Genomic DNA, 25,516 nt, shown 5'->3' with positions numbered 1-25,516 from the left:
TACTCGTGAGGGTGGTGCGCGCCGCGGAACTACCTGAGACCAACCTTTCGCCAGCGACCGTGCGTGAGAAAGTCGAGCGCCACTTGCGGAGTGGCAAACGCTGGGCGCATGAGGCGATGGTCGGCCAGATTCGGTCATTCGCTAACAAGACCTGGATCGTCAACAATCGACGAGCCGAGACGATGGTCTTGACGCAGCTTCCTTTCCGCCAGGCAGAAGACGTCAATGATGAAATTGCTGACTGTTCGCGTTAAACCTCCCGTTCGGATTTGCGCATGTCCTTGGTCCGGGTACAGCACACATCAGAGGCAGTGAACCGGTTTGACCGCCGCAACTTAGGGACATCAGACAGATGTGAGCGTAAGCCCGGCAGCGTAGAAGGACGTCTAGCGCTGCCGGGTCATCCCCCTACGCGACGAAACGGCACTCCGACGCGGGTGTCCGCGTATCCATGTTCCTTCCGCGGTTCATATGGTCGTCGATTTCAGCCGCGCAACCGAGCATGCGGGGGTATAGAAATATAGTGAAGGCGGCCGTCTCCAAGGCGTTGCGGGAATAGGTTCCGTCACGATATGGCTGCCAGAGCATCTTGAGCAGCAACGCGGCAATCACCGCGTCGACGTTGACGCAGTAGACGTTTCGCGAAACCCCGGCGTCGAACAGACTTTGCACCAACGTCCGATAGAAGTCGTGGAAGATGTTATATTCGCCGCGCTCGGCGAACAACTGCCGAACGAACACTTCACGTGGATCGTGGTTGACCGGCTTGTCCTTAAACACCGGATGATTCACGCCGGGAATCTTCTGAATGTCGAGGCTGCCGCTCGTTTTCTTGCTCGATTTGTATTTGGCGTAACTTTCGACGTACGTCATCGCCAGTGCTTTCAGATCGAGCCCGTGAGCCGGGTCGCCCGGGTCAGTCAGTCCACTATCCCTGAACTGGTCGAGCAAAAATGCAATTCCCTCGAATCCATTTCCGCCGTGTGTATAACCGCTGTGCGTCAGGAAGCCGATTAACGCCTTGTTGAGCTGGACGCGTTCGGGGTCTTCGGGACCGTCAGCAGAGACCGCACCTTTTGCACCCTGCGCGGAAATCGTTCCGGGTCCATTTGACAGCAGCAGACCGACCAGCAATTGGAAGGAAAACAAGTCGCTCGTGCCTGGCGACAATCCAAACAACGCGCTGAAGGCGGTTTCACCAAGCGACCGCTGCTCAAGGATTGCTTTCGTTTCGACGCCGCAGAAGCTGTCCGGGCAGTGCTGATCCGACGGCACCGACGCTCCGATTAAAGAACCGAACAGCTGTATCCACCAGGGAAGGCTCTCGGCCGAAAGGCGCGAAATGCGTTTGCGCATTAGCGGTCCCCATGCGAGCGTCGCGCAAATGGCCGCCAGTACGGCGTCAGTAGTCGGTTCGCCAGGCAGGCTTTCGATATATCGCACGAACGTCGACTTGACGTCGCGGGCGTTGAGTCCGTCCAGGATTGCGCGAGCCCGCAAATCAGGTTCGCTGCCGACGAACAGGCTTAAGTCGCTGACTTGGGCGCGAGAAAAGTCGAAATTTTCGTCCGTCGCGTTCTCGAGCCTCACCGCAGCGAAGGCGTCGATTAGAGCGCGGACCGCCTGGCGGGGCCCGACTTGCCCGCGCGGCCCGATAATGCTCGCAGCGGCGGCAAGAACAGTGTTCGGTGCATTACCGGCATCCCGTGCAGCCTGCGCCGCCGCGAGTGCAGGATGTCCATACAGGTTCAGGAACGCACTCACAGCGACGTTGATTAGCGCGCGGTCGTTCATCCCGCCGGGTTCGTGGAGCAGCGCGAGGCTTACGTTTGTCTCAAGGGGGTACTGCGCCGCATCAAGCATCGAAACGCCGTACAGACTGGTCACCTGCGACTTCGGGTCCATCTGCGACGCGCCAGAAGCATCCTTCATCGACTGTCGCGGTGGTACAGCTCCAACCTGTTTGTCGAGCGCGGCAATCTGGGCATCGTATGGGGCCGTGGCCTGCACGACAGGCAAATCGAGCGCCTGCGGCAGGCTCAATCCGCGGTGACTGCTAAACCACGGTTTTAATGCGAGGTTACCTTCCGGCTCGAAATCTGGCCTGCAGGCGTTTTCACGCATCACGGCCGTGAGTGCTGCGGGTATGTGCGCGATGTTCGTGACAAGCGCACCCTTTGCCGACACGGCCGGATTGTCCGGTGTGAACACACTTGACACCCCGAATTTATCGAGAAACCATTGTTCTTTCGATGCGGCGTCGTCCGCGCCTCCGGACATAGCACCCGCGTGTCCGACAGCACGGGTCAGCTTTGACTTCCAGCGACCCACGACGCACGCAACCACCGGCTTCGTAAAGTTGGCGTCGAGCTCGTAGTAGCCGCCCGGTTCAACATAAAGAACGGCGGCCTTGCTTCGCGCGTCGTTTGCCAGCGCCGCAGCGAACTCGGGCGCCGCGAATTGAATGTAGACGTCTTTGCCACTTGAAATGGCTGTTGTCGTACCCCATCCGGCCATCCGCAGGTAGGTTGCAATGGTCGTTGTGAAGTTGCCCGAGTTCGAGAACAATGCAATTGAGCCGCGTCGCAATGCCTCTTCAGGATTGTCGCCGCCCAGCGCTCCGCCGATACGCACCTGGTTCCAGGTGTCAGCTACGCCGAGGCTGTTGCCGCCAAAAATGTCGATGCCGTTGGACTGACCCATCGCGCGGATTTCGCGGGAGTCACTGACGGCCAGCTTTTCGGTGACGATGAAAATCTTCTTCAGTTCCGGGTTGACGCGGATAAGCTCGGCCACGCCATCTCGAGCAGCGGAAGGAGGGAGGTAGATGACGCCGCAGTTGAACCTGTGGCCATCGTTCAGTCCTTCGAGAACGTTGTTGTAGACCGGCACGCTTCCAAGTGCCGTTTCCAGTACCTGGCCGCGCTTTCCCGGAGCCGTGCCAAACACCACATTGCCACCGGAATAGGCATGACCGACGGGCGTGACATCGCTCGACTCGCCGCCCAGAATGTTGAGCACGCAAACGCGGTCGTCCTTTGTTGCAACTTGGGATAACGAACTAATTCCTACGAAGTATTTAAAATCGCCAATGCCCTGCTTGTACATAATGATTCTCCTCAGTCGATGAGATGCTCAGGCAGCCTGTTTGACCGCAATTCCCAGCTTCGCGGCAATCTGCTCACGGCCGCCTGCCTTCATCCATTGGTCAACCTGCTTCGCATGCAGGACGACCTCGCTCATGTCCGAGTCAAACCCGAAGAAGGTGTACGGCAATCCCAGTGAATCGAGCGTGTCGCGCAATGCTCCCATTCCGCGAACCAGATTCGGACCGCCACGGCCGACCACCACATAGAGCGGCGTCGGGCCGTGCTGACTGAAGTGCTCGCGTAACGCGTCGGCCATTGCGCGAAATGTTTCGAAAATATCCGTGTTGTTCGACTTTCCACCAATGATGAACAGCACATTGCTCTGCTCAATCCAGTGCTTGAAGCAGATGCGGGCGACTTCCTTCATCTTTTCGTAGGGTGGGTTGCCGCCGAAGTCTGACGAGATGATGGCGTCGTCTCCGAGCATTTGCGTGACAAGGGAGTTCGCGCCGCCACCGAACGTCGGAGCGAGAATGCTGCCCTTCGCGTTAATGACGTAGACGTCGCTCTGCCCTTGATATGTGCGAAGCTGGTTGATTTCCTGTTCGAAGTCTGAATAGTCGACTGCGAAGAGATGCGCGGGCAGGTCAAGGCGCTGCCAGCGCGGGTCATCACGGTCGAAGCCGCATTTGAAGTCACAGGCGACGGGTGTCAGCCGTCCCTTGCTATCCTCACGCATCCGGATTGGATTGAGTTCGAGGGTCGTCATTCCGAACCCGTGGTAGAGCTCCCACAACTTGGGGAGGTGCTGCACAAGCGGCGAGATAATCTGTTTGGGTGCGCCCAGCGTCGAAAGCGCGTTCGCCACGACGAACGCCTTGAGCCCGGTGAGCGGGTCAAACGGAATCTGCACAACTTGCGACTTGTCCAGTTCCTCGATGTCGACGCCACCGTGATGTGTGAGCGTCATCGTCGGTGCGCGGAAGTGTGTCGAGTCGGTAATCGAGAAATAGACCTCGTACTCGGCCGGCACGCTCGCCTCAAACGTCACACCGTTGGCTTTCGACACAGTATTGGCAACGTGATGTTCGACGAAGTAAAGACGCTCCTTCTCCTTCAAGGCGGTCGTCAGGTCAGTCGCGCGGCCAATCAGACCGGCCTTGCCCTTCTTGCCAACACCGCCCTTGAAAACCGGCTTGATGAAAATCATCCCGTGTTTTTTCAGCATCGCTCGAATCTGCTCTTCGCTGGCATCCGGACCGAGAATTTCGGGTGTCGGAAAGCCCACGAACTGCAGCAATCTGGCGCCGTGCAACATACCGGTGACTTGCATGATGACCTCAGGAAGTGAGTTGGGAAGTCGGTGTCGTCCGGACAATATCCCTCACGGGGTCTTTGTCGAACCCGTAAAACGAGTGCGGGGTTGAGCACAGGATTGCCTCGACAATCGCGGGCGCAAGATGTAAGTCCAGCAACGCGGTAAGCGTCTGGCTGTAGTCCGTCGCATGTTCAAACTGCGTGTGTGGCCAGTCGCTACCCCACATCAGACGTTCGGCGCCAAATGCGTCTATGAGTTGGTCCGTGGCATCGCGCATGAAACTCGAGTCCGGCTCCGAGCACCGATAGGCGCCCGAAATCTTGACCCACACGCGGCCGGATGGGCCAAACTCCAACAGGTCGTGAAACCCCGAGTCGCGTGTGCCGCTGTCCGGGTCAGGGCGGCCAAAATGGTCAACGACGACTGGCAAGCCCTCATCCAGCAAAGTGTTGACGAGCGGCGCCAGGTCCGAGGCCTCCCTGTGCAACTCAACATGCCAGCCTAGTTTTGATAACTGCCGCCAAAGCGTTACATGCGGCGCCGAGCCCAGCTTGGGGAGCGTCTGCCCGACAAGGTTCAGACGCACGCCCGTCACACCCTGGCAGTTCAGCCGCTGCAGGTCGTCTTCTGAAATTTCGGGGGACACGACTGCTACACCTCGCAGCCGGCTAATGTCGCTGGTCAGCGCCTTTAAAAGATGGCTGTTATCGGTGCCGAGAAAGCTGGGCTGGACAAGGACGGCATTGCCAATATCGTTCTCGTCCAGAAGCTTCAGGTAGGCGTCCAGCGTTGCGTCATAGTCGGGTGCGTAGCGCCGTCCGTCCGCCAGCGGCAGAGTCCGGGCAAACACGTGCGCGTGCGTGTCAACGCGCGGCAGCCGTGGTCGCGCGATGGATGGTGCCTGAGTCATCGCTGGCTCCGGGGATGGTCAAGCGCTAATTCGGCGTCGGCGACCGGTCGCGAAGCCTGTTCGACGCCGGACGGCCGCAACCGCTTGCCGCGCGTTTCGGGAAGCAGCAACACGGCAACCATCGCCAGCCCATACGCAATCGCGGCATCGATGCCAATCGCTGCTCCCAGCGACATCGAATGACTCATGTACCCGACCAGCACAGGGAAACCCGCCGAGGCGATGCGACCGAAGTTGTAGCAAAAGCCGACGCCTGTCCCGCGCATGTCCGCAGGATAGAGTTCGTTGAAAAGTGCGCCCAGGCTGGCCGGGATGCCGGCGGCGAAAAAGCCTAGCGGGAAGCCCAGAACAAGCATCTGCGCGTTGCTCAATGGAAGCATCACGTAGGCGAGCACGGTGACGATGCAAGAAAATGCAAAGAATGCGATGTTGCGACGGCGTCCGATACGGTCGAGCAGGTAAGCGCTCGCCATACAGCCGCACCAGAAAGCCGCGATAACAACCGCCAGATACCCACCGGTGTTGAGGACCGACAGATGTCTTTCCTTGGAGAGGAAGGTCGGCAGCCAGGTCATGATGGCGTAGTATCCGCCGTGTGCGCCTGTGCCCAGAATCGCCCCGATGACGGTGGTCTTGATGACGCGCGGCTGGAATACTTGCGCGATTTGCCCCCACACAGAAACAGCGGGTTCAGCGCGAGACGGCTCAACGCGCACAGGTTCGCGGAGATTGCGGCGGACGTAGAGGACGAGAAGCGCGGGCAGCAGGCCAACACCGAACATGACACGCCACGCCGTGTCTGACGGCAACCACGAAAAAGCTGCGGCATACAACAGCACTGCGCCGGCCCAGCCGACAGCCCAGGCGCTCTGTACCGCGCCCATGGCCTTGCCGCGGTGTTCCGTCCGGATGGTCTCAGCCATCAACACGGCGCCTGCAGCCCACTCTCCGCCGAACCCGAACCCTTGCAGGGCCTTCAGGACCAGTAGTTGAGGAAAACTCTGGGCGAAGGCGCAGAGGAACGTGAAGCTGGCAAACCAGAGAATCGTAATCTGCAGCGTCCGCACCCGACCAATCCTGTCGGACAAGGCGCCCGCCAACCAGCCGCCCATCGCCGATGACACCAGTGTCACGCCGCTGATTGCGCCCGCCTGCGTGTGGTCGATGCCGTACGCTGCGATGATTGCGGGGATTGCCAGGGTAAACATCTGCACATCGAGGGCATCGAGGCCCCAACCCGCGAAACATCCCCAGAAGGTGTTTCGTTCGAGAGGTGTGCCTTGCTTGTACCAGGTGAACATCGCCGTCTCCAAGGTAAATTCATATATTCATGTATATGACTATATGTTTAGTTTAGGCGCCTCGACGAAGAAGTCATTGGGGATTTACCCTTGTTCCTGCAGATGTTGTACAGTGACTATTCCTGTGAACAACTATATGAATCATGGATATGCAGTCGTTCTCGGCCAAGCCAGACGGTCGATTGCCCCGATACCAGCAGCTACGCGATGACCTGGTGCGCCGCATCGCGGAGGGCGAGTGGGCGCCAGAAAAGGCAATCGACACAGAGGCGGAGCTCAGCCTGTTTTATAACGTGTCGACCGGCACACTTCGGAAAGCCATTGATTTGCTGGTGGCCGACGGGGTGCTCACCCGCACCCAGGGAAAGGGGACCTTTGTCCGGCGCCCGCGCTTTGATTCGTCGTTGTTCCGCTTCTTCCGATTCAAGTCAGCTGACGGGAAGCCGGTCCGACCGACGGCGAAGGTGCTCAGCCGCGAGGTCGTCAAGCCAAACGAGACGATTCGCTCAACCTTGCGGATGAAGGCGACGGAGAAGGCTGTTCATCTCTCGCGGGTACGACTGATTGAGGGACAACCGGTTTTGTCGGAAGAAATATGGCTTCCACGAAGCCGTTTCGAAGCGCTGGCGACTCTGCCCCTTGGTGGCTTCGAAGATTTGCTTTATCCGCTCTACGAGCGGCTTTGCCGCCAAATCGTCGCATCCGCAACCGAGATTCTGAACGTCGAACAGGCGACGGACGCTGATGCAGCGCTCTTGCATATCGACGTTGGCAGCCCGGTAATCCTTGTGCACCGTGTGGCATCCGATTTCGCCGGGACGCCTATTGAATGGCGCACCACGCGTGGTGCTGCTGCAGCGTTCCAGTATCAGGTCGATATTCGCTGACAACGCGACTCCCTCGCCGCGTTCGGTGCCGTCATAGGGACCGACAACGCGAACTGACTCTCTGTCACCCGGCAAGTCGCATTTTTCCCGCGACTTTCAGGCTCTACACCTCGTTCGCCGAATACATCACTGGTCGCCAGCTGCGGCCGCAGCTCGCTTGCATGCGCTCGTCCGGGTTATACCTCATTGCAGCCCGACCTCAAACATACAAACATATATATGACTATATCAATCTGCTTGTTTTCGTCTGACTGACCGTTTTCGAAACGCCAGTCGAGCGGCAGCGGGCATGGAACTTGGAGCGAACATGTCTACGTCCGTAACACGTGAGCAGCAGGTAATGAAGAAAATGGCATGGCGGCTGATGCCGCTGCTGATTGTCATGTTTCTCATCGCATTCATCGACCGGCAGAACGTGGGCTTCGCGAAACTGGAAATGGTTCAGGCACTCGGCATGACGGAAGCCGCGTATGGCCTTGGAGCGTCGCTGTTTTTTATTGGCTACCTCCTGTTTGAGGTGCCCAGCACACTGGCGCTTCATCGTTTTGGGGCCCGGACGTGGCTCGCTCGCATCATGATTACGTGGGGCGTCGTTACAGTGCTAATGGCGTTCACCAGGTCCCTGCCAGCTTTTTACTCGTTTCGGTTTGCGCTGGGCGTTGCTGAAGCCGGCTTTTATCCAGGCGTCATTTACTACCTGACGCAGTGGTTTCCTCAAAGCTACCGGACACGTGTGCTTGGCCTTTTTACCCTCGGCAGTTCGCTGGCAAACATGCTTGGCGCGCTGGTCGGAGGGCTGCTCCTTTCCTTGGGCGGAACACTGGGACTGGCGGGTTGGCAATGGGTCTTCCTTGCCACCGGTCTTCCGGCAATACTGATTGCCTTCGTAGCGCTTAAATATCTACCGAGCTCCGTCAAGGAAGCGAACTTCCTTTCCCAGGACGAGAAGGACATTGTGGTCGCAGCGCTTGTGCGCGATGCGTCCCCGGAAGCAAAGGCGTCCCGGCCATGGGCGGCATTGCTTGACCCGAAGGTTCTCATGTTCGCAGCGACCTACATGCTGATGTCGACGTCGCTGTACGGTGTTACGTACTGGTTGCCTACGCTGGTCAAGAGCTGGGGCGTTTCGTCGAGCGTCAACGGCCTGCTCAACATGATTCCGTGGGCACTCGCGACACTTCTTCTGCTTTGGCTTCCCGGGAAGCTCAAACGTGAACAGGTGGTGTTAAAAGCAATGGTCGTGGTCGCAGGCATCGGCGTTGTATGTTTTGCCTCCAGCCTCGTATTGCCGACGGTCTCGTTGCGCTTCATCGCCCTGTGTGTGGGTGGCGCCTGTATTCCTCTGCTGTACCCTTGTTTCTGGTCGCTTCCCCCGCGCTTCTTTTCCGGCGCTCGAGCCGCGGCAAGTGTCGCCGCCATCAACTGCATCGGCAATCTCGGAGGGTTCTTCGCACAGAACCTGATGCCGTACGTCGGCAAAGTTAGTAATAGCCATGTCGCACCCATGCTTGTTCCGACTGCATGCCTGTTAGCTCTCGCAATCGGGACCGCGATTGCGTGGACAGTCGGTGGGCATCGCAAGGCGGCGCTTGCATCGTCAACGGTTCGGCTTTGATGAGAGCGCTGACACGCCTGGGCTCTTTGCACAGATGCAACGTGCACTTATTCGAGCCGCACTTTTCGACTGGTTGCAGGCTGAGTGCGGTTCAACATCGCGAACGGTTAAAGCCATCCGGGCTGGCTGGAGGCAGTTCCGTAGCAAGGCTCAAATCGAGCGCGCGTCGCCCTTAGTGCTTCTTCGGATATATGACGGGTTGTACGCCTGTAACCCCATCGTTTGTACGAGGTGAACGACCGCTTACGAGCTAGCTGAATGTCTCTTCGGGGTCGACTAGCGACGATGAGGCGCAGAACTTGACAAGGTTCGCAGTTCAAGGGTGCTAGAGCGGCGAACGATAGATCGAAAACCTTTTGATCGCGCCAACGCTTTCTTGCACTCGAGATGAGCGCAGTTACCCAACCACTGCTGCCGGCGTCGACGAACAATAAAGTCAAGAAATGTCCTTTCATGACGATTTCAACGCAGTCTAAACGCCCTAATAACGCGGGGGTCATATGCAACTGAGTATGAACGGAGCGATTCCGATACGAAATTTGGTATAGCAGTCCGACGATTTGCCGCCCGTCTGCGACAACATGATACTTTTGCTTTCCAAACTTTATTGCGGAACGTTCCAAACTTTATTGTCGCGGCACATGCCGGTTGCAGATCGCCGTCTGATGTCGTGATCCTGGCGGTCGCGATTGAAGATGGTAGCCAGAGACGAAAGCCCTCGATCGCGAGGGCTTTTTCTTTCTGGAGGCGATTGGAAGGGGAGGGATTGTATTGCTTACCACCGAGGGATGCCCTTCTTACGCGCTTCTGAAAGAAGTTTGTCACAGTTGGTAACTGCGGTTTGGCGGGGCGCGCGGCGCTAAGTGAAATTGCCCTGCGGCTAATCGTCGGGGCCAGAATTCCTGGATATCTGCCGATGCCGATCACCCCGATCCCCGCCCGTCGACTTCGCCGAACTGGCCGGGCACTGGCGGCGGATGGTTCATGTACTGGAAGTTCTGCGCGTTCGCGGCGCTCGGGAAGGTCGTCGGGCTCGGTTGCTGGAGTACGACGTTCGGCGCGGCCGGCGTCGTGTCAATTGATTGCCAGCTCATCTACAAGCATTACTTGATATAACGTACCAATCGCCACGGCGACTCGCAGCAAGGTCGAGGCCAGCCAGCCGGGCAAAAAACTTTCTGTAACTGAGCCGTAACCACGGAATTTCGCGATTAGCCTAACGTTTGAATTCCAATCCTCCGAAGTGCACCGCCATGATTTCCAGCAATAAAACGATCAGCCTGGCGATTCCCGCCGCCGTCATCGCGCTCGCGTTAGGCGGTTGCGCAGTGGCGCCACCGAGCGGCCCGAGCATAGCCGCGATGCCGCGCAGCGGCGAGCCGCTCAGCCAGTTCCAGCAGAACGACTACGCGTGCCGCGACTACGCAAATCAATCGACGAATCCGTCCGGCGCTGCGCAGGCGGCCACCACGAACAGCGTGAACAGCGCGGCGCTCGGCACGCTCGGCGGCGCGGCGATCGGCGCGCTGTTCGGCGCCGCGGCGGGCAACGCCGGCGCGGGCGCGGCGATCGGCGCCGGCAGCGGTCTGCTGATCGGGGGCGCGAACGGCGCGAATGGCGCCCAGTATTCGGCGACCGGCATGCAGGCGCGCTACGACACCGCCTACGCCCAGTGCATGACCTCGAAGGGCGAGACGATCGTTCAGCCGCAGCCTTACTATTCGACGCAACCGGTGTACATCGCGCCCCGTCCTTATTACGCGCCGCCTCCGCCCGTCATGTATGCGCCTTATCCGGCTTACTGAGCGGTGATAGCTGAGGCCGGCCGGCTTGCTTGTCTTACATTGTCGGCCGGTACTGCATTTCAAGTCCGAAGGACGATTGGGCGGTAGCTTTTAGTGACGATCGTCGAATCCGTGCCGCTCCTTATTCCGCGCTGTCGGTCGATGCCGCTTTGCGCGGGCGACGGCTCCGGGACGCCGTTTTACGGGCTGCCTTCCTGGCGGCCTCAGACCCTTCTTCCGAGTTGATTGCTGGAGCAGGGGGCGCGGCCGGGGCTGCGATCTCAGGTACTTCCTCGATCGTGCCTGGCGTGCTTTTCTTCACTTTCTTCGCGGCCGTTTTGCGCGATGCGCGCTTTTTGGCGCTTTGACGCAGCGCCGATTGGTCGCTGTCGGTGGAATGGTCGGTTCCTTGGCCGAAAACGACTTGTTCAGCGGCTGTATCCGCTTCCGCTGTTACAGCGCGAGCTTTGGACTCTTCAGCTATCGGTTCAGTGACGAACTCATGTGGGAGCGACGCGTGTTCACGCCGTTCCTGCCGCTCGACCTCTTCGGCGGGTTCCGCGTGTTCGGTGAGAGCCGGAGCGGTAGCCGCATGCTCTTCATCAGCCGTTTCGTGGTGACCGCGCTTGCCGTGCGCGGCCTCCTGCTGACCCCGCCCCAGCTTGCGGTTGTTGCGCTCCTTGCGCCGCGACTTGTGCTTGCCGCCCGACTCGGACGCGGCCGCTTGCGCAGCCTGCGCTTCATACGAATGTTCGGCCGCCTGTTCAGCCGATACCGCTTCAGCCGACCCCGTTTCGGCAGGCTCCGCCGCGGTTTCGCCGATGGTTTCACTTGCCGCTTCACTCGCGACGTTCACGGCTGAGCTTCGATAGACGTACGCGCCTGACTTTTCATCGCGGCCGAATTCGAGCAGCCCGCGCGCCTGCGCTTCTTCAAGCAGATTGCCGAAAGCACGAAACCCGTAATACGTCTCGTTGAAATCCGGCTTGCGCCGTTTGATCGCGTTCTTCAGCACGGACGCCCAGATCTTGCCGCTGTCGCCACGTTCGGAAGCGAGCGCGTCGAAGGTCTGCACCGCAATTTCAACGGCCTTGCTGCGGCGCTTCTCCAGATCCTCCTTGGGCGGGGCTTTCTCTTCGTCAGGCGCACGTTTGGCTGCCTGCTGCGCGCTTTGCTGCTGGCGCGACGATTCACGCCTCACGACTGTGCGCTGACTTTCGCGTACGAGATCGTCGTAAAAAAAGAACTCGTCGCAATTCGCAATCAGCAGATCCGAGGTGGACTGTTGCACACCGACGCCGATCACCTGTTTGGCGTTCTCGCGCAGCTTCGACACGAGCGGCGAGAAATCCGAATCACCACTGATGATGACGAACGTATTGACGTGCGATTTCGTATAACAGAGATCGAGCGCATCGACGACGAGCCGGATGTCGGCGGAATTCTTGCCCGATTGGCGCACGTGCGGAATTTCGATCAACTCGAAATTGGCCTCGTGCATCGCGGCTTTGAAGCTCTTGTAACGATCCCAGTCGCAATATGCTTTCTTGACGACGATGCTGCCCTTCAGCAGCAGGCGCTCGAGCACCAGCTTGATGTCGAACTTGTCGTACTTCGCGTCGCGCACGCCAAGCGCGACATTCTCGAAGTCGCAGAACAGCGCCATGCTGACGTTTTCGTTGGATGACGCCATGTGTATCTCCATTGAAGCGGTCGTCGAAGTCGACGAATCGCGACATGATAGCGATTCCAGCGAAGGTGAGCAGCTTTTGTGGTGCGCTCGCACCGATCGGTAGGTGGGAATTTGCAGCCAGCGGTCCAACCGGTGGTCCAGCGGGCGGCTCGATGTCAGTTCCGTTACAGGGTGTCGCGACGGCCTGCGTTGTTCCATGTCGCGCGAGCTTCCAGCACGTCATCGATCAATCCGTATTCCCTCGCTTCGAGCGCCGACATGAAGTTGTCGCGGTCGGTGTCGCGCGCGATTTCTTCGATGCTGCGTCCGGTGCGCTCGGCCATCATCGCATTGAGACGCGCTCGTACATACAGCACCTCCTTGGCCTGGATTTCGATGTCCGCCGCGGTGCCCTGACCGCCGCCCGACGGCTGGTGAATCATGATGCGCGCATTGGGTAGCGCATACCGTTTGCCGCGTTGACCCGCGGTGAGCAGAAAGGTGCCCATGCTCGCGGCAAAACCCGTGCACAAGGTCGAGACCTCCGGCTTGATGAACTGCATGGTGTCGTAAATCGCGAGGCCGTCATACACGGAGCCGCCGGGCGAGTTGATGTAAAAAGAAATATCCTTGTCGGGGTTCTCCGATTCGAGAAACAGCAATTGCGCGACGATCAGACTGGCTGACTGCTCGTTCACGGGCCCGACAAGAAAGACGATGCGCTCGCGCAGCAGGCGGGAGTAGATGTCATAGGCACGTTCGCCCCGGCCGGATTGTTCGATCACCGTGGGCACAAGGCCGAGGCCGGAGACAGACGGGTAACTGGAAGGCATGGATTCCTCGTTCAGGATGGATGGCGCGGGCATTCCGGGATGCGCAGGCCGCCGCGGATCAGAAGCCGCGTGACATGCGCCGGTTGTTGCTCATTTGACGAAGCAGCCGCTGGCGTTGTGACAGAGAATTTTTTTGCGCCGCGCTGTCACATCACCGGTTGCCCATGCGTCAAGCTCAGGAATACCGAGCATGACGCGCGCCTGAGCCATGCCACCGGTATGCAGCCGCTTTTTCACCACGCACCATCGGGAGGTCTACGCATGACGGAACAGGGAATCGACAAGGCATCCAGTTTCGAGGCCGCGCGCGCCCGTCTGCTGGCACTCGCATATCGGATGCTCGGCAGTCGCGCGGAGGCCGAAGACGTGGTGCAGGATGTCTGGCTCAAATGGCACCTGGCCGATACGCAGGCGGTGCAAACGCCGGTCGCGTGGCTCACCACGCTCACCACGCGCACGGCGATCGACCGTCTGCGGCATGCACGGCGCGAGCGTGCGTCACAGGCTAGCGGCTGGTTGCCGGAGCCGTGGCTCGACGAGGTCGCACCATCGGCGGAGGAGTTGGCGTTGCGAGCGGCAGATATGTCGTACGGCGTGATGCTGCTTCTCGAACATCTGAAGCCAGACGAACGCGCGGCGCTCGTCCTGCATGAAGCGTTCGAGTGTGGTTATGCGGAAATCGCCTCGATTCTCGAGCGCACACCGGCCGCTTGCCGGCAAATGGTTCATCGCGCCAAGGAGCGTCTGAGACGTGCGGGGGCGCCGTTGGAGCGACCCGATCCGGCGGTGCATGGGCGAATCGTCGAGCGTTTGCGCGCGGCGCTCGAAGCGCAAGACCGGGCGGGCTTGCTACAGCTTTTCAGCGATGCGCCGCAACTGATCAGCGACGTACCTTTGTACGCTCCGCCCCCTCCGTTCCCCACAGCCAACCCGGCCCTTCGAGCACAAGGGCCAACGCCTGAAACCGAAGCGCAATGCGACCGCGAACCGGGTTCAGGTCCGAAGTGGATGGCTGTAGTCACATCGCTCGCGCAACAGGCGAGCCATGCCGAGGTGGTGTCGATGGCGGGTGCGGTGTGCATCGCACTGTTCTGCGACGGCGACATCGTCGGGTTAATTGACGTGGTGACGGATGGCAAAACGGACCTTTCGGCGAAAATCGTCTCGCTGCGCATCCTGACCAGCGCCGCGCATCTGCAGGCGGCCAACCGGATGCTGGGCCGTGATGCGGTCACGGAACTGCTTGCCCGCATCAAGGACCATACGGGGGCGTCAGTTACGGTGAGCCGCGACTTCCCAGTTGATGTCGACGCATAGCACCTGCGTACCATGCGACGTGTGCGCGGCAATCGAGGCGGTCACGCACAGATGCGCTTCGTTGATCGACAGATACGGCGGCGTCAGATGAACCCGCCCCGGTTGACGCATCGCCTGAATGAAGTACGGGCGGCGCTCCCAACTCGCGCCTTCGGAATGCAGCAGCGGGCTGAAGCGCTTTGCGCGTTGCGACGTGCGGCCCGGCGGCAGCACGTTGTCGCCGATCTGCCGCCCCGAACCGTCCAAAACAAAGCAGCGCGCCGTTTCTCCGAGCGCGAGCAGAGGTGCGGTCGCCTGCGTGATCGATTCCCCGGCAACCAACTGCGCGGCGGCTGCCTCGAGCGCCGTGACATACGGCGCGAGCCGCGCGGATTGCGCTTTCTCTCGAGCGGCAACGCGTTCGCGCAGCGAAGCGGAGAGCGAATCCATCAGGCCAGCGGCAACTTGCGGCTTGACGGGTTCGACGCTCGGACCCGCGAAAAATGCGCCCTGGACGAAGTCGACATTGCATTCGAGCGCGATCAGCGCATCACGTTCGGTGCTCAGACCGCCCATCAGCACCAGTTGCCCAGACTCGTGCAACAGAGAGACGAGGCCCGGCAACACGCGCTCGATATGCGAGTGTTCGCTCGCTTGCGCGAGGATGCAGCGGTCGAGCGTGACGATGTCCGGCCGCAGATTCCACACCCGGTCGATGTTCGAATGCTTGGCGCCAAAGCCGTCGAGCGCGATCAGGAAACCGGACTTGCGCAGCGAATCGACGATTTCGGCGAAGCGCGTGGTTTCGCCGCCAGCCTGTTCGGATACTTCGAGCACCACGCGCTGCGGCGGCAGGCCGAGCGCCTTCAGGCTGGCAAGCAGCGCGTCGCCGTAACTGGTGTCCATCAGTGCGGCCGGATGCAGGCTGAGGAAGAGCCATTCGTCGTGGCTGTCGAATGCGTTGAAGTTGCCGAGGTGCAGCGATTCGGCCAGCCGTCCGAGTTCCAGCAGATCGCCGCGTCGCGCGGCCTGCGTAAAGACTTCGTGCGAGGGCACTTGCCGCTCATGCTCGTCGTGCACGCGCAGCGACGCGTGATACCCGATCGCGCGCCGGTGCGATACCGAAAAGACCGGCTGAAACACGCTGAAAACGGTGTAGCCGCCATAGAGAACGGTACGCCGGGAGCCTTCGTCGCCGGCCATCGGGCGTGGTGGCTGGAAGCCGGGAGGATCGAGTTCGATCATGCTCATCGTGTCAGTCGTGTGGAAATGGCGGCGCTAGCTGGGCCAGGCAGGAGTTCGCGCGCGCAGACCAAGAGTTTACAGGATAGACGAGCAAGAACTATGCGCGTGTTCGAACACAGCTCGAGCGTCCACCAGCAATGCTCCGAGGAAATCGTCGTGCGCCCACCGCGGTACGAAGGCGATAACGCGCACTTCGCTGGTGCGGGACGCGCCCTGTTGCGGGTCGGCGACGCTGTGCAAGCGTGCTGCGTGCGGCGCGCGCGGAGCGATGCCCGGAAATCCGTTCGCGACTGCACAAGGATGCGTCGTCCTGGCTCCTGCGGCTTTCAAGTACGCTCCGAAGGATCGGTCTTTTTCGCGGGCGTGCGAATCTCCGGCGACAACTGCGCAAAGATCCATGACGAGCATGCGGTGATGATGCCGACACAGAGGAACGTCGCATGAAACGCGGGCAGCGAATTGGCGCCGGTCACGCGTTGCATGATGCCGGTAAAGGTTGTCAGCAACGCACCGGCCACCGTCACGCCGAGACTCATCGAAAGCATCTGCACGAGCGAAAACAGGCTATTGCCGCTGCTGGCGCCGCCGGTGCCGAGGTCCTTCAACGTCAACGTGTTCATCGCGGTGAACTGCATCGAGTTCACGCCGCCGAAGATCGCCAGTTGCACGAGCCGCAGCCACAGCGGCTGATGCGTGCTCGTGAGCGCGAAACTCGCCATCATCAGGCCGACCAGAATCGTGTTCGCCATCAGCACGCGCCGGTAGCTGTACTTCAGAATCAGCTTCGTCACGAGGCGCTTCGTCGCCATGCCCGTGGCCGCCACGGGCAGCATCATCAGCCCGGCTTCGAATGCGCTATAGCCGAGGCTCACCTGCAACAGCAGTGGAATCAGGTAGGGCATCGAGCCGCTGCCGATCCGCGCGAACAGATTACCGAGCAGCCCAACGCTAAACGTGTGGATCTTGAACAGATCGAGCGGGAAGATCGGCGCGGGCTCGCGCACCGCGTGCAGCCCATATGCAACGAAGCACGCCATGCTCAGAATCAGCAGCACCAGCACCGTCGCATGTTGAATGCCGAACTCGGTGCGGCCATCGAGCGCGAACGAAATCGCCACCATGCCCACCACCAGCAACAGGTAGCCGCCAAGGTCGAATTTGCCCGTGTGTTCGTTGCGGCTATCCGGCATGAAGATAAACGTCGCGATGCAGCCCACGATGCCCACCGGCACGTTGATCAGAAAGATCCAGTGCCACGACGCGATCTTGACGAGCCAGCCACCGAGCGTCGGTCCGATCAACGGTCCGATCAGCCCCGGAATCGCCACGAACGACAACGCCGGCAGATAGCGCTCAGCCGGAAAGGTTCGCAGCACCGCGAGCCGCCCAACCGGCAGAAGCATCGCGCCGCCCACGCCTTGCAGAACGCGAAAGAGCACCAGTTGGTTCAGCGTATGCGCGTTCGCGCACAGCAACGAGCCCACCGCGAACACGAGGATCGCACTGAAGAACACGCGCCGCGTGCCGAGTCTGTCGGCGAGCCAGCCGGACACGGGGATCATCACCGCCATCGTCAGCGAGTAGGCGATCACCACCGATTGCATGCGCAGCGGCAGTTCGCCGAGGCTTGTCGCCATCGCGGGCAGCGCGGTGTTGACGATCGTCGAATCGAGCGTCTGCATGAAGAAGCCGGTGGCGACCAGCCACAGCATCACGGTCAGCGAGCGGGGCGAAGGACCCGAGGGGATATCGGGAGCGAGGGCGGGCGGAGGCGGCGTCGTGGACATATGAGGTGGCTGGGCGCGCTCGGTCGGGCTGGGACTCGCTATTCTAGGGAAAAGCGGGTCCCGGCGCAGCGGGCGGCGCAGCGTTGCGCGGGTGTCGGCGCTGCGTCACGGCCGCGCTCCGCGCCGTGTTCACGCATCAGGCGGCAACTGCGCCGCCGCATGAAAAAACGCCCGCGCCCGTGGCTCGTTGCCAAACGCCACATGAATCCTGATCCACGGGCTCACCTCCCGGTTCGGCCTGAAGTACTGTCCAGGCAGCACCGTCACTCCGAGGGGCACGCCGCATTCAACGAGCCGCTCGGCGTCCGCGACATGCGGCACGCGTGCCCACACGAACTTGCCGCCCGCTGGTTCTTCGAAGATCTCCCAGCCGGCATCTTCGAGTGTCTGGACGGTCGAGCCGAGCGCGCCGCGCATCTGGCGGCGCAGTCGCTCGAGATATTTGCGATATGCGCCGCGCTCCAGCATCGACACCGCCACCGCTTCGGCAAAGCGCGAACAGCCGATGCTCGTCAGCATCTTGATGTCGACCAGGTCCTTGATGATCGCGTGACTCGCCACCACGCAGCCGACCCGTAGCGAAGACGACAGCGTTTTCGACAATCCGCCGATGTAGATCACCTGTTCGAGTTGGTCGAGGGTGGCCAGGCGGTCGGTGAGCTCGGTCTGAAAATCCGCGTAGATATCGTCCTCGATGATCTGGAAGCCATGCTCTCGCGCCATTTGCAGCAAACGGAATGCGACCTGCGGTGCGACCGTGGTGCCGGTCGGATTGTGGAACACGGTGTTGATGAGCAGCAATCTGGGCCGGTGCAGCTTCAGTTGCGCCTGCATCGCGTCGAGGTCGGGACCATTGCCGGTGCGTGGAATGCCGATCAGCTTCATGCCGTGCAGGCGCAACAGGCCGTACAGGTTGTAGTAACCGGGGTCCTCGACAAAGATCGTGTCGCCTGGCTTGAGCATATAGCGCACCAGCAGATCGAACGCCTGGCTCGCGCCATTGGTGATCAGAATCTGCGATGCGTCTGCCTGGATGCCCAACTGGCCAATGCGGCCGCGCAACTGTTCGCGCAAGACCGGGTTGCCGAGCGGCGTCGCGTACTCGACCATGCTAGCCGGATCGGTTCGCGACACGTGGCGGATCGCCTGCGCAATGCCATCGATGTCGCGCCAGCTTTCGGGGATGAAACCGGTGCTGAGCTTCAGCGTCTCGCCCGGAAAGTTGAATTGCTCGAGCAGATGGTCCGACTCGACATCGGCGCGGCGCGGGTCCGAAGTGCCCTGGCAGCACATGTCTGTCGGTTGGCGATCGGCGACGTAAAAGCCGGAGCCGTGGCGCGAGTCGACATAGCCGAGCGACACCAGCCGGTCGTATGCCTCGATCACCGGAAAGCGGCTTACGCCGAAGTCGGCGGCGAACTGGCGGATCGACGGCAGCTTTGAGCCAGGATGCGCATTGCGCGAGCGGATCCACGCCGAGACGCCCGCGACGATCTGTTCGGTCAGCGGCACGCCGTTGTCCCGATCGAGCTGGATTTCGAGTTTCATGCGCTTGCCTCTGTCGCCGGCCTGCGAACGCGAAAGTTTTAAACCTGCGCCGCGCGAGCCATGCCAACTGTTCGGTTTTTTGACTGAACAGTTCCGATGAAAGTGTTCGGAACTGTGCATGGGTCTCCGATCATCGCACGTCAATAATCGGGACAACAGAAAGTTCATCGAGGAGAACGGCGATGCGAGAAGTGCGAGTTTTCGAGCTGGAACATGGCGAGCCCGTCACGGCCTGGCGGGTTGCGCGTCCGACGATTTTCAAGGTGATCAGCGGCAACGTCTGGCTGACCGTCGAGGGCGAGCATGAGGATCACTGGCTGGCGGCGGGGCAGTCGATCGAGTTGGCACGTGGATCGGTGGCATGGATCAGCGCCGGGCGGGCCGGGGCGCGTTTTGCGCTGGCGAGCGGCTCGGAACGCAGGTTGCCGACGCTGCTATTCGGCTGGCCGATGCCGGCTTGGCTGGCGCGTCGGCCGGGCGTGGTCTGATGCAGGGCGAACGGCGAGCCGCCTCTTCCTGGTCCCTAAGCAGCACCTCCCGCCTCATACTCCCCGATATACCGCGCCCGCGGCCGGATCAACCGGCCATCGCGCGCCTGCTCCATCGCGTGCGCGATCCAGCCGACCACCCGCCCGAGCGCGAACAGCGTGAACGCGGCCCCGCTCGGCAAGCCGAGCACGCGCTCGATCGCGGCAAGCGCGAAATCCACCGTCGGCTCCGCGCCGGTCGTGTCGCGCACCGCTCGCGCGACCTGCAGCACCTCGTCGAGCGGCGAGCGGGCTGGCGCGCAGTCGGCGAGCATCGTCAGCAATAGCCGCGCGCGCGGATCACCGTCCGGATAGAGCGGATGACCGAAGCCCGACAGCACCGGCCCTTGCGCGCCGTGCTCGTAGCGCGCGAGACGGTTCGCCAGATAGCGGTCCAGCTCGGGCGAGCGCGACGCCTCATCGAGCAGCGCGGCGATGCGCACGGTTTCGCCGCCGTGACGCGGCCCGGAAAGCGCCGCGAGCCCGCCCGCGACCGCACCGAACAGGTGCGTGCCCGTCGACGTGATACAACGGACCGTGAACGTCGAAGCGTTCAGCTCGTGATCCGCGCAGGCGACCAGGGCCGCGCGCAGCAGTCCGCTTTGCTGACGGCTGCGCACCCGCCAGGCCGTCGCGATCTGCCGATGCAGCGGTTCGTTCGACGGCGCCGCCGGCAGCATCGCGGCGGCCAGCAACCGCATCACGGCGCACGCGGTGTCGAGCTGCGCATCGCGGCCGAGCGCCCACACGCGCGGCATCTGCGCGGCGGCGGCCGGCAGCAGCACCAGCGCGCGATCGAGCGGCGTGCTGTCACTCCACAGCTTGAGCCACGCGGCCCATTGCGCGGGGGCGAGCGGCACGACGGGCGCATCGGCGATGCGCCGCGCGCTGCATTCCCACAACAGCGCCGCGACGTCTTCGAGTGACGCACTGCGCGCGAGCTCGATCGCATCGTGCCCGCGATACAGCAGCCGACCGTCCGCGACCAGCGTGATCGACGATTCGAGCACCGGTACGCCCCAGTCGAGCACCTTCTGCGCGACCTTGCCGGCGCGTTTGCCGTCCGCCTTGCGACGCGCGAGGCGGCGCACCTCAGCGGCATCGTAGAGCCGATGCCTGCCTTGCGCATCCGGCGACGAGCCGAGCATGCCTCGGCTCACATACGCGTACAGCGTCGGCACGCTGACGCCGAGCGTTGCGGCCGCTTCGGCGGCGCTCAGGTAAATCGGGGCTGGCATAAAAGTGCGTATAAACCGAAGAAATCAATATATGTTGATTATCATAATCAAGATTGATTGCGGCAAGGCGCAAATTTAGACTCGGTGTACCTGCTTCCTGTCCGCGCGGCCAGCGCGCCCGATCCAATGACGCCCGAACTCGCCCTCAAGCACATCTGGACCCTCGCCGGCGGCGATCCGGTCGCGCTGCACGCCGTGTCGCTCGCCGGCGCGGATCCCGGCTTGCCGTCGGTCTACCGTGTCGGCAGCCTCGCGGCGTCGACCATCGCCGCGACGGGCCTCGCCGCCGCCGAATACTGGCGCTTGCGCAGCGCTCGCCTGCAACAGGTGTCGGTGCAGATGCGTCGCGCGCTGGCGGCGTTTCGCAGCGAACGCTATTTGCGGATCGACGATGGGCCGCCGCCCGCGCTGCGCGATCCGGTCACCGGCTTCTATGAAACGGGCGACGGCCGCTGGATTCAGCTGCATACGAATTTCGCGCATCACCTGAAGGGCGTGCTCGAGGTGCTCGGTTGTGACAATGGGCGGCCCTCGGTGGCGGCCGCGATTCGTGGCTGGGAGGGCGCGACGCTCGATCAAACGCTCGCCGACGCGGGCCTGTGCGCCGCCTTGATTCGCACGCCCGACGAATGGGCCGCGCTCGAGCAGGCCAAAGCGATCGCGCGCTTGCCGCTGTTCGAGATCGAGCGCATCGGCGACGCCCCGGCCGAGCCGCCGCGCCACGCCGCCGCTGACGTTGACTCCGGTATCGACCGCCCGCTCGCGGGTGTGCGGGTGCTGGATCTGTCGAGGATCATCGCGGGACCGGTGGCCGGCCGCGCGCTCGCGCATCATGGCGCGGACGTGTTGACGATCAACGGGCCGCATCTGCCGAACATCGCGCCGCTCGTGATCGACAACGGCCGCGGCAAGCGTTCGGCAATCGTCGATCTGCGCGAGGCGGCAGGCTGCGACACGTTGCGCGGACTCGCGCGCGATGCCGACGTGTTCCTGCAGGCCTATCGTCCGGGCGCGCTCAAGGCGCGCGGCTTCGGGCCGGACGAGCTGGCGCGGCTGCGGCCCGGCATCGTCTATGTCTCGGTGTGCGCGTACGGGCACACAGGGCCGTGGGCGCAGCGACGCGGCTTCGATAGTCTGGTGCAGTCGGCGAGCGGCATCGCGTGGACCGAGCGCGCGGCGGCGGGTTCAGCCGAGCCGCGGCATCTGCCGTGTCAGGCGCTCGATCACGCGACCGGCTATCTGGCGGCGTTCGGCGCGATGGTCGCGCTCGCGCGGCGCGCTCGCGAGGGCGGCAGCTGGCATGTGAAGGTGTCTCTTGCGCAGACGGGGCGTTGGCTGCAGTCGTTCGGGCTGCTGGCCGATGGGCAGCAGGCGCCCGAGGTGTCGCTCGACGATGTGCGCGATTGCGTCGCGAGCGTGCAATCGGAGTTCGGGCGTGTGCTTGGCGTGCTGCCGGCGGAGGAACTGGAGCAGACGCCTGCGTTTTATGCGCTGCCGCCGGCGCGCATCGGCGCGCACGAAGCCCGGTGGACGTGACGGTTGGAGCGGGCGGCGCGTTCAGGTTGGGAACGCGGCGTACCTAACCGCCCACCGTGTCGCAGCTTACTTTCGCAACTCCGCCACGAAGTCGTAGTAATCGTTGCGGCAGTACGTGTCCGTCAGTTCGATCGCGCGTTGATCCGCCGTATAACCCACGCGCGTGATCAACAGCAACGCCTCGTTCGGCGCGATGCTCATCTGCTGCGCGATCTCGTCGCTCGCGTTCACCGCGCGGAAGTGCTGCAACGCGCGCACGATCGTCAGTCCGCGATTCTCCAGATACGTGTACAGCGAGTCGCCGATTGCCTGTGGATCGGGAATCACCGCGGCCGGGAACGTCGAATTCTCGACCGCCATCACGATGCCGTCGGCGAGCCGCAGCCGCCGCAGCCGCGTGACCGCTGCGGCCGGCGACAGCCCCAGCTGGATCACCTCGTCGCGATTGGCCGGCGAGATTTCGCGCGACAGCCACTTCGAACTCGGCGTGAAGCCGCGCCGCCGCAGCATTTCGCTGAAGCTCGACAGACGCGACAACGGATCTTCGTAGCGCGGCGTGATGAAGCTGCCCGCGCCTTGGGTGCGGCGGATCAAACCCTGCTCCACGAGCAGCGCGATCGCCTTGCGCGACGTGATGCGCGACACGCCGAGCGCCTCCGACAGCACGCGCTCCGAAGGCAGCGCCTCGCCGGCGTTCCAGCGGTTTTCGTGGATCGCGCTGCCGAGCTTGCGGGCAAGTTGCAGATAGAGCGGCGTGTCGTTTTCCGGGTCCGGGCGCAGGTCGCGCCAGCGGTCTTCCGAGGCAGAGGTCATGGGGCTCACGCAAGATGGGCAAGCGGCAATTTTAAAACATCGGCGCGTCCCGTTATAGCGGGCTTTTGCCAGGCGCGCCGTTGCGAGGCCGCGGAACCGCTAAACTCATCGCCAGGTTTTTCGTAGCATGCGTTGCGTGATGAGGCGGCGGGCCAGCGCATCGCATCTGGATCGAGCCACTTTCGAGGAGTCAGCATGACGAGCGAGATCGCAAGCGTGAGCCTGCCGGGCGGCGAGCGCATGCCGGCACTGGGGCAGGGCACGTGGGAAATGGGCGAGCAGCGGGCACGACGCGCGGCGGAAATCGATGCGCTGCGCTGCGGCATCGAACTCGGCATGACGCTGATCGATACGGCCGAAATGTACGGCGACGGCGCGACCGAGTCGCTGCTCGGCGAAGCGCTCGCGGGTTTGCGCGACAAGGTGTTTCTGGTCAGCAAGGTGTATCCGCACAACGCCAGCCGGCGCGGCGTGATCGCCGCGTGCGAGCAGAGCCTGAAGCGTCTGAAAACGGACCGGCTCGATCTGTATCTGCTGCACTGGCGTGGCTCGGTGCCGCTCGCGGACACCGTCGACGGCTTCGAGGCGCTGCGGCGCGCGGGCAAGATCCGTCACTGGGGCGTCAGCAACTGCGATACCGACGACATGGACGAACTCGTCGCGACGCCAGGCGGCGACGCGTGCGCGACCAACCAGATTCTGTACAACGTGGCGCGGCGCGGGCCGGAGTTCGATCTGTTGCCGTGGCTCGCCGCGCGCGGCATGCCGGCGATGGCGTACAGCCCGGTCGATCATGCGCGGCTGCCGAAACGCTCGCCGCTCGACGATATCGCCGACGCGCGCGGCGTCTCGGTGTTTCAGGTGGCGCTCGCGTGGGTGCTGGGCAAGCCAAATGTGTGCGCGATTCCGAAGGCGGCGCGCGTGGAGCATGTGCGGGACAACCATCGCGCGTCGCAACTGGTGCTGGAAGCCGGCGAACTCGCCGCGCTCGACGCGCACTTCAAGCCGCCGCGCGGCAAGCGTGCGCTGGAGATGTTGTAAGCGCCGGCGCGGCCGCCGTCCGTTGCGCAACGGCGGCGCGCGAGGCTCGAAGCGCTGTGGGCGTCGATGACGCCGCTCGCGCTGACGCGGCGCTCAGGTGCAGGGATGGTGCTGATGCACGGAGCCGAGCACGGCGACTTCGGCGGGGGTGTGCTGCAGCGCGTCGTCCGGCACCTGGGCGGCATCGGCGAGGAAGTCGTCGACGATCGACGACACCGCCACGTCGCGCAGGCATAGCGACACGCGCTGCGTTTCGTTGGCGGGGAGGGTTGCTCGTTGCGAGAGGAACAGCACGCCGTATTGATAACCGTGGATGATGCCGCGGATCGCGCCGACGCATTGCCCTTGCGCGACGTTGTCGTGGCGCTGTTTGCAGCTCTGGACGAGCGAGTAGGCGGAGAAGCTCGGGTCGACCGGTGGTGCCGCTTGCGACAAGGTTTGCGCCATTGGCTGCGCGGGTGTTTGCGCATTGGCGAGCGATGCGAGGCCCAAGGCGGCAGCGGTCAGCACGGCGGCTGCCGTGCGGGTCGCGGAGGGGGGGACGCTTCTATGCATGTTGTGGGCCCTCATATCGAACGATGAATTTGATATGAGGCGGTCGTCTCGGATTGGTTCCATAACACTCGCACGCAATGGAGGTTGTGTTCCCGCCGCTCGCGGTGCGGTTCGCGCGATGGCGCGAGGCGCGGCGCGCGCGCGCTCCGAGCCATTCCGTCAGCGCGCGCCGAAGGCGGGCGGGCCGCTCCGACCGGCCTGCGGCGGTGACGCCCGACCGGGGGATCGGGACATCACCGCCGTTGCCAGCGGATAGCGGACAGTATGCCGCGACATGTCGCCGGCGGGTAGGGCGCGGGGGCTCCCTACCCGGGGCAACGGGCGACGCCTAGTGCCCGTTCCCGCCACCGTTGCCACTGCCGCCGCTGCCGCCACCCTTGCCTCCGTGACCGCCGCCGAAGCCTCCGCCAAAGCCTCCGCCGAACCCGCCACCGAAGCCACCACCGAAGCCACCACCGAAGCCACCACCGAAGCCACCACCGAAGCCACCACCATTCGCACCGCCGAAACCACCGCTAGGG

23 protein-coding genes are annotated in these 25,516 nt (G+C 62.5%); 9 read left to right on the top strand and 14 right to left on the bottom strand.

The window, feature by feature from the left end:
* A partial coding sequence (locus tag F6X40_RS37795; RefSeq protein WP_187631384.1) for a hypothetical protein occupies window positions 1-254 on the top strand: 254 nt, incomplete at its 5' end.
* 154 nt (window positions 255-408) lie between these two features.
* On the opposite strand, the gene F6X40_RS37790 is transcribed toward F6X40_RS37795, so the two are convergent.
* Genes F6X40_RS37790 through F6X40_RS37775 form a run of 4 tightly spaced genes read right to left on the bottom strand, consistent with a single transcriptional unit; the run spans window position 409 to window position 6,618 of the window.
* Window positions 409-3,108, bottom strand: coding sequence for a CoA-binding protein (locus F6X40_RS37790; protein ID WP_187631383.1), 2,700 nt, complete (start codon window positions 3,106-3,108; stop codon window positions 409-411).
* A 27-nt stretch (window positions 3,109-3,135) separates the two neighbouring features.
* Window positions 3,136-4,422, bottom strand: coding sequence for an ATP citrate lyase citrate-binding domain-containing protein (locus F6X40_RS37785; protein ID WP_187631382.1), 1,287 nt, complete (start codon window positions 4,420-4,422; stop codon window positions 3,136-3,138).
* Between the two features lie 7 nt (window positions 4,423-4,429).
* Window positions 4,430-5,317, bottom strand: a complete 888-nt coding sequence (locus F6X40_RS37780; protein ID WP_187631381.1) for an amidohydrolase family protein — start codon at window positions 5,315-5,317, stop codon at window positions 4,430-4,432.
* On the bottom strand, window positions 5,314-6,618 hold the full coding sequence (locus F6X40_RS37775; RefSeq protein WP_187631380.1) for an MFS transporter: 1,305 nt from the start codon (window positions 6,616-6,618) through the stop codon (window positions 5,314-5,316). Before F6X40_RS37775 ends, F6X40_RS37780 begins: the two co-directional genes overlap by 4 nt.
* Window positions 6,619-6,761: 143 nt before the next feature.
* Between F6X40_RS37775 and F6X40_RS37770 the strand changes: the two genes are divergently transcribed.
* Entirely contained in the window at window positions 6,762-7,505 is a 744-nt protein-coding gene (locus F6X40_RS37770; RefSeq protein ID WP_187631379.1) for a GntR family transcriptional regulator, read from the top strand.
* 307 nt (window positions 7,506-7,812) lie between these two features.
* Window positions 7,813-9,120 (top strand): MFS transporter, encoded by a 1,308-nt coding sequence (locus F6X40_RS37765; protein WP_187631378.1) that lies wholly within the window; start codon window positions 7,813-7,815, stop codon window positions 9,118-9,120.
* A gap of 923 nt (window positions 9,121-10,043) precedes the next feature.
* On the opposite strand, the gene F6X40_RS37760 is transcribed toward F6X40_RS37765, so the two are convergent.
* A complete protein-coding gene (locus tag F6X40_RS37760) occupies window positions 10,044-10,214 on the bottom strand; it encodes a hypothetical protein (protein ID WP_187631377.1) in 171 nt (56 codons plus the stop codon).
* Window positions 10,215-10,373: 159 nt separating this feature from the next.
* On the opposite strand from F6X40_RS37760, the gene F6X40_RS37755 reads away from it, so the two are divergent.
* Entirely contained in the window at window positions 10,374-10,925 is a 552-nt protein-coding gene (locus F6X40_RS37755; RefSeq protein ID WP_187616354.1) for a glycine zipper family protein, read from the top strand.
* Between the two features lie 121 nt (window positions 10,926-11,046).
* On the opposite strand, the gene F6X40_RS37750 is transcribed toward F6X40_RS37755, so the two are convergent.
* The 3 genes from F6X40_RS37750 to F6X40_RS37740 all read right to left on the bottom strand — a co-directional run bounded on the left by F6X40_RS37750 (window position 11,047) and on the right by F6X40_RS37740 (window position 13,646).
* The gene (locus tag F6X40_RS37750) at window positions 11,047-12,597 is read right to left on the bottom strand and encodes an NYN domain-containing protein (protein ID WP_187631376.1); all 1,551 of its coding nucleotides are present in this window, start codon (window positions 12,595-12,597) and stop codon (window positions 11,047-11,049) included.
* Window positions 12,598-12,761: 164 nt separating this feature from the next.
* Window positions 12,762-13,409: an ATP-dependent Clp endopeptidase proteolytic subunit ClpP gene (gene clpP / locus F6X40_RS37745; RefSeq protein ID WP_018421618.1), complete on the bottom strand. Its 648-nt coding sequence runs from the start codon at window positions 13,407-13,409 to the stop codon at window positions 12,762-12,764.
* Between the two features lie 90 nt (window positions 13,410-13,499).
* The gene (locus F6X40_RS37740) at window positions 13,500-13,646 is read right to left on the bottom strand and encodes a hypothetical protein (protein WP_184023077.1); all 147 of its coding nucleotides are present in this window, start codon (window positions 13,644-13,646) and stop codon (window positions 13,500-13,502) included.
* 24 nt (window positions 13,647-13,670) lie between these two features.
* Between F6X40_RS37740 and F6X40_RS37735 the strand changes: the two genes are divergently transcribed.
* Complete coding sequence (locus tag F6X40_RS37735) at window positions 13,671-14,726, top strand: sigma-70 family RNA polymerase sigma factor (protein WP_187631375.1); 1,056 nt, start codon at window positions 13,671-13,673, stop codon at window positions 14,724-14,726.
* Here the strand turns inward: F6X40_RS37735 and F6X40_RS37730 are convergent.
* The 3 genes from F6X40_RS37730 to F6X40_RS37720 form a co-directional block, all read right to left on the bottom strand.
* A complete protein-coding gene (locus F6X40_RS37730) occupies window positions 14,682-15,956 on the bottom strand; it encodes an EAL domain-containing protein (protein WP_184023079.1) in 1,275 nt (424 codons plus the stop codon). The two genes, F6X40_RS37735 and F6X40_RS37730, sit on opposite strands and share 45 nt — an antisense overlap.
* 320 nt (window positions 15,957-16,276) lie before the next feature.
* On the bottom strand, window positions 16,277-17,737 hold the full coding sequence (gene mdtD, locus F6X40_RS37725) for a multidrug transporter subunit MdtD (RefSeq protein WP_184072681.1): 1,461 nt from the start codon (window positions 17,735-17,737) through the stop codon (window positions 16,277-16,279).
* Window positions 17,738-17,866: 129 nt separating this feature from the next.
* Window positions 17,867-19,285, bottom strand: a complete 1,419-nt coding sequence (locus F6X40_RS37720; RefSeq protein ID WP_187631374.1) for a PLP-dependent aminotransferase family protein — start codon at window positions 19,283-19,285, stop codon at window positions 17,867-17,869.
* Window positions 19,286-19,467: 182 nt separating this feature from the next.
* On the opposite strand from F6X40_RS37720, the gene F6X40_RS37715 reads away from it, so the two are divergent.
* Window positions 19,468-19,773 (top strand): DUF2917 domain-containing protein, encoded by a 306-nt coding sequence (locus F6X40_RS37715; RefSeq protein ID WP_184023083.1) that lies wholly within the window; start codon window positions 19,468-19,470, stop codon window positions 19,771-19,773.
* Window positions 19,774-19,808: 35 nt separating this feature from the next.
* Here the strand turns inward: F6X40_RS37715 and F6X40_RS37710 are convergent, their stop codons facing one another.
* Entirely contained in the window at window positions 19,809-21,050 is a 1,242-nt protein-coding gene (locus F6X40_RS37710; protein WP_187631373.1) for a citrate/2-methylcitrate synthase, read from the bottom strand.
* A 126-nt stretch (window positions 21,051-21,176) separates the two neighbouring features.
* On the opposite strand from F6X40_RS37710, the gene F6X40_RS37705 reads away from it, so the two are divergent.
* The gene (locus F6X40_RS37705; protein WP_187631372.1) at window positions 21,177-22,586 is read left to right on the top strand and encodes a CoA transferase; all 1,410 of its coding nucleotides are present in this window, start codon (window positions 21,177-21,179) and stop codon (window positions 22,584-22,586) included.
* Window positions 22,587-22,652: 66 nt separating this feature from the next.
* Here the strand turns inward: F6X40_RS37705 and F6X40_RS37700 are convergent, their stop codons facing one another.
* Window positions 22,653-23,399, bottom strand: a complete 747-nt coding sequence (locus tag F6X40_RS37700) for a GntR family transcriptional regulator (protein ID WP_013090333.1) — start codon at window positions 23,397-23,399, stop codon at window positions 22,653-22,655.
* Window positions 23,400-23,594: 195 nt separating this feature from the next.
* Between F6X40_RS37700 and F6X40_RS37695 the strand changes: the two genes are divergently transcribed.
* Entirely contained in the window at window positions 23,595-24,440 is an 846-nt protein-coding gene (locus F6X40_RS37695) for an aldo/keto reductase (protein WP_187631371.1), read from the top strand.
* Between the two features lie 93 nt (window positions 24,441-24,533).
* Here the strand turns inward: F6X40_RS37695 and F6X40_RS37690 are convergent, their stop codons facing one another.
* Window positions 24,534-24,995: a Rap1a/Tai family immunity protein gene (locus F6X40_RS37690; RefSeq protein ID WP_184023091.1), complete on the bottom strand. Its 462-nt coding sequence runs from the start codon at window positions 24,993-24,995 to the stop codon at window positions 24,534-24,536.
* A gap of 331 nt (window positions 24,996-25,326) precedes the next feature.
* Here F6X40_RS37690 and F6X40_RS37685 point away from each other — a divergent pair.
* Window positions 25,327-25,516, top strand: a 190-nt coding sequence (locus F6X40_RS37685) for a hypothetical protein (RefSeq protein WP_187631370.1), incomplete at its 3' end; no start/stop codon positions are given.

The sequence above is a fragment of the Paraburkholderia sp. UCT31 genome, assembly GCF_014397655.1.
GTDB classification, from domain to species: Bacteria; Pseudomonadota; Gammaproteobacteria; order Burkholderiales; family Burkholderiaceae; genus Paraburkholderia; species Paraburkholderia tuberum.
The sequence above is the reverse complement of the archived record's forward strand: the minus strand, read 5'-3'. Positions and strand labels throughout refer to the sequence as shown.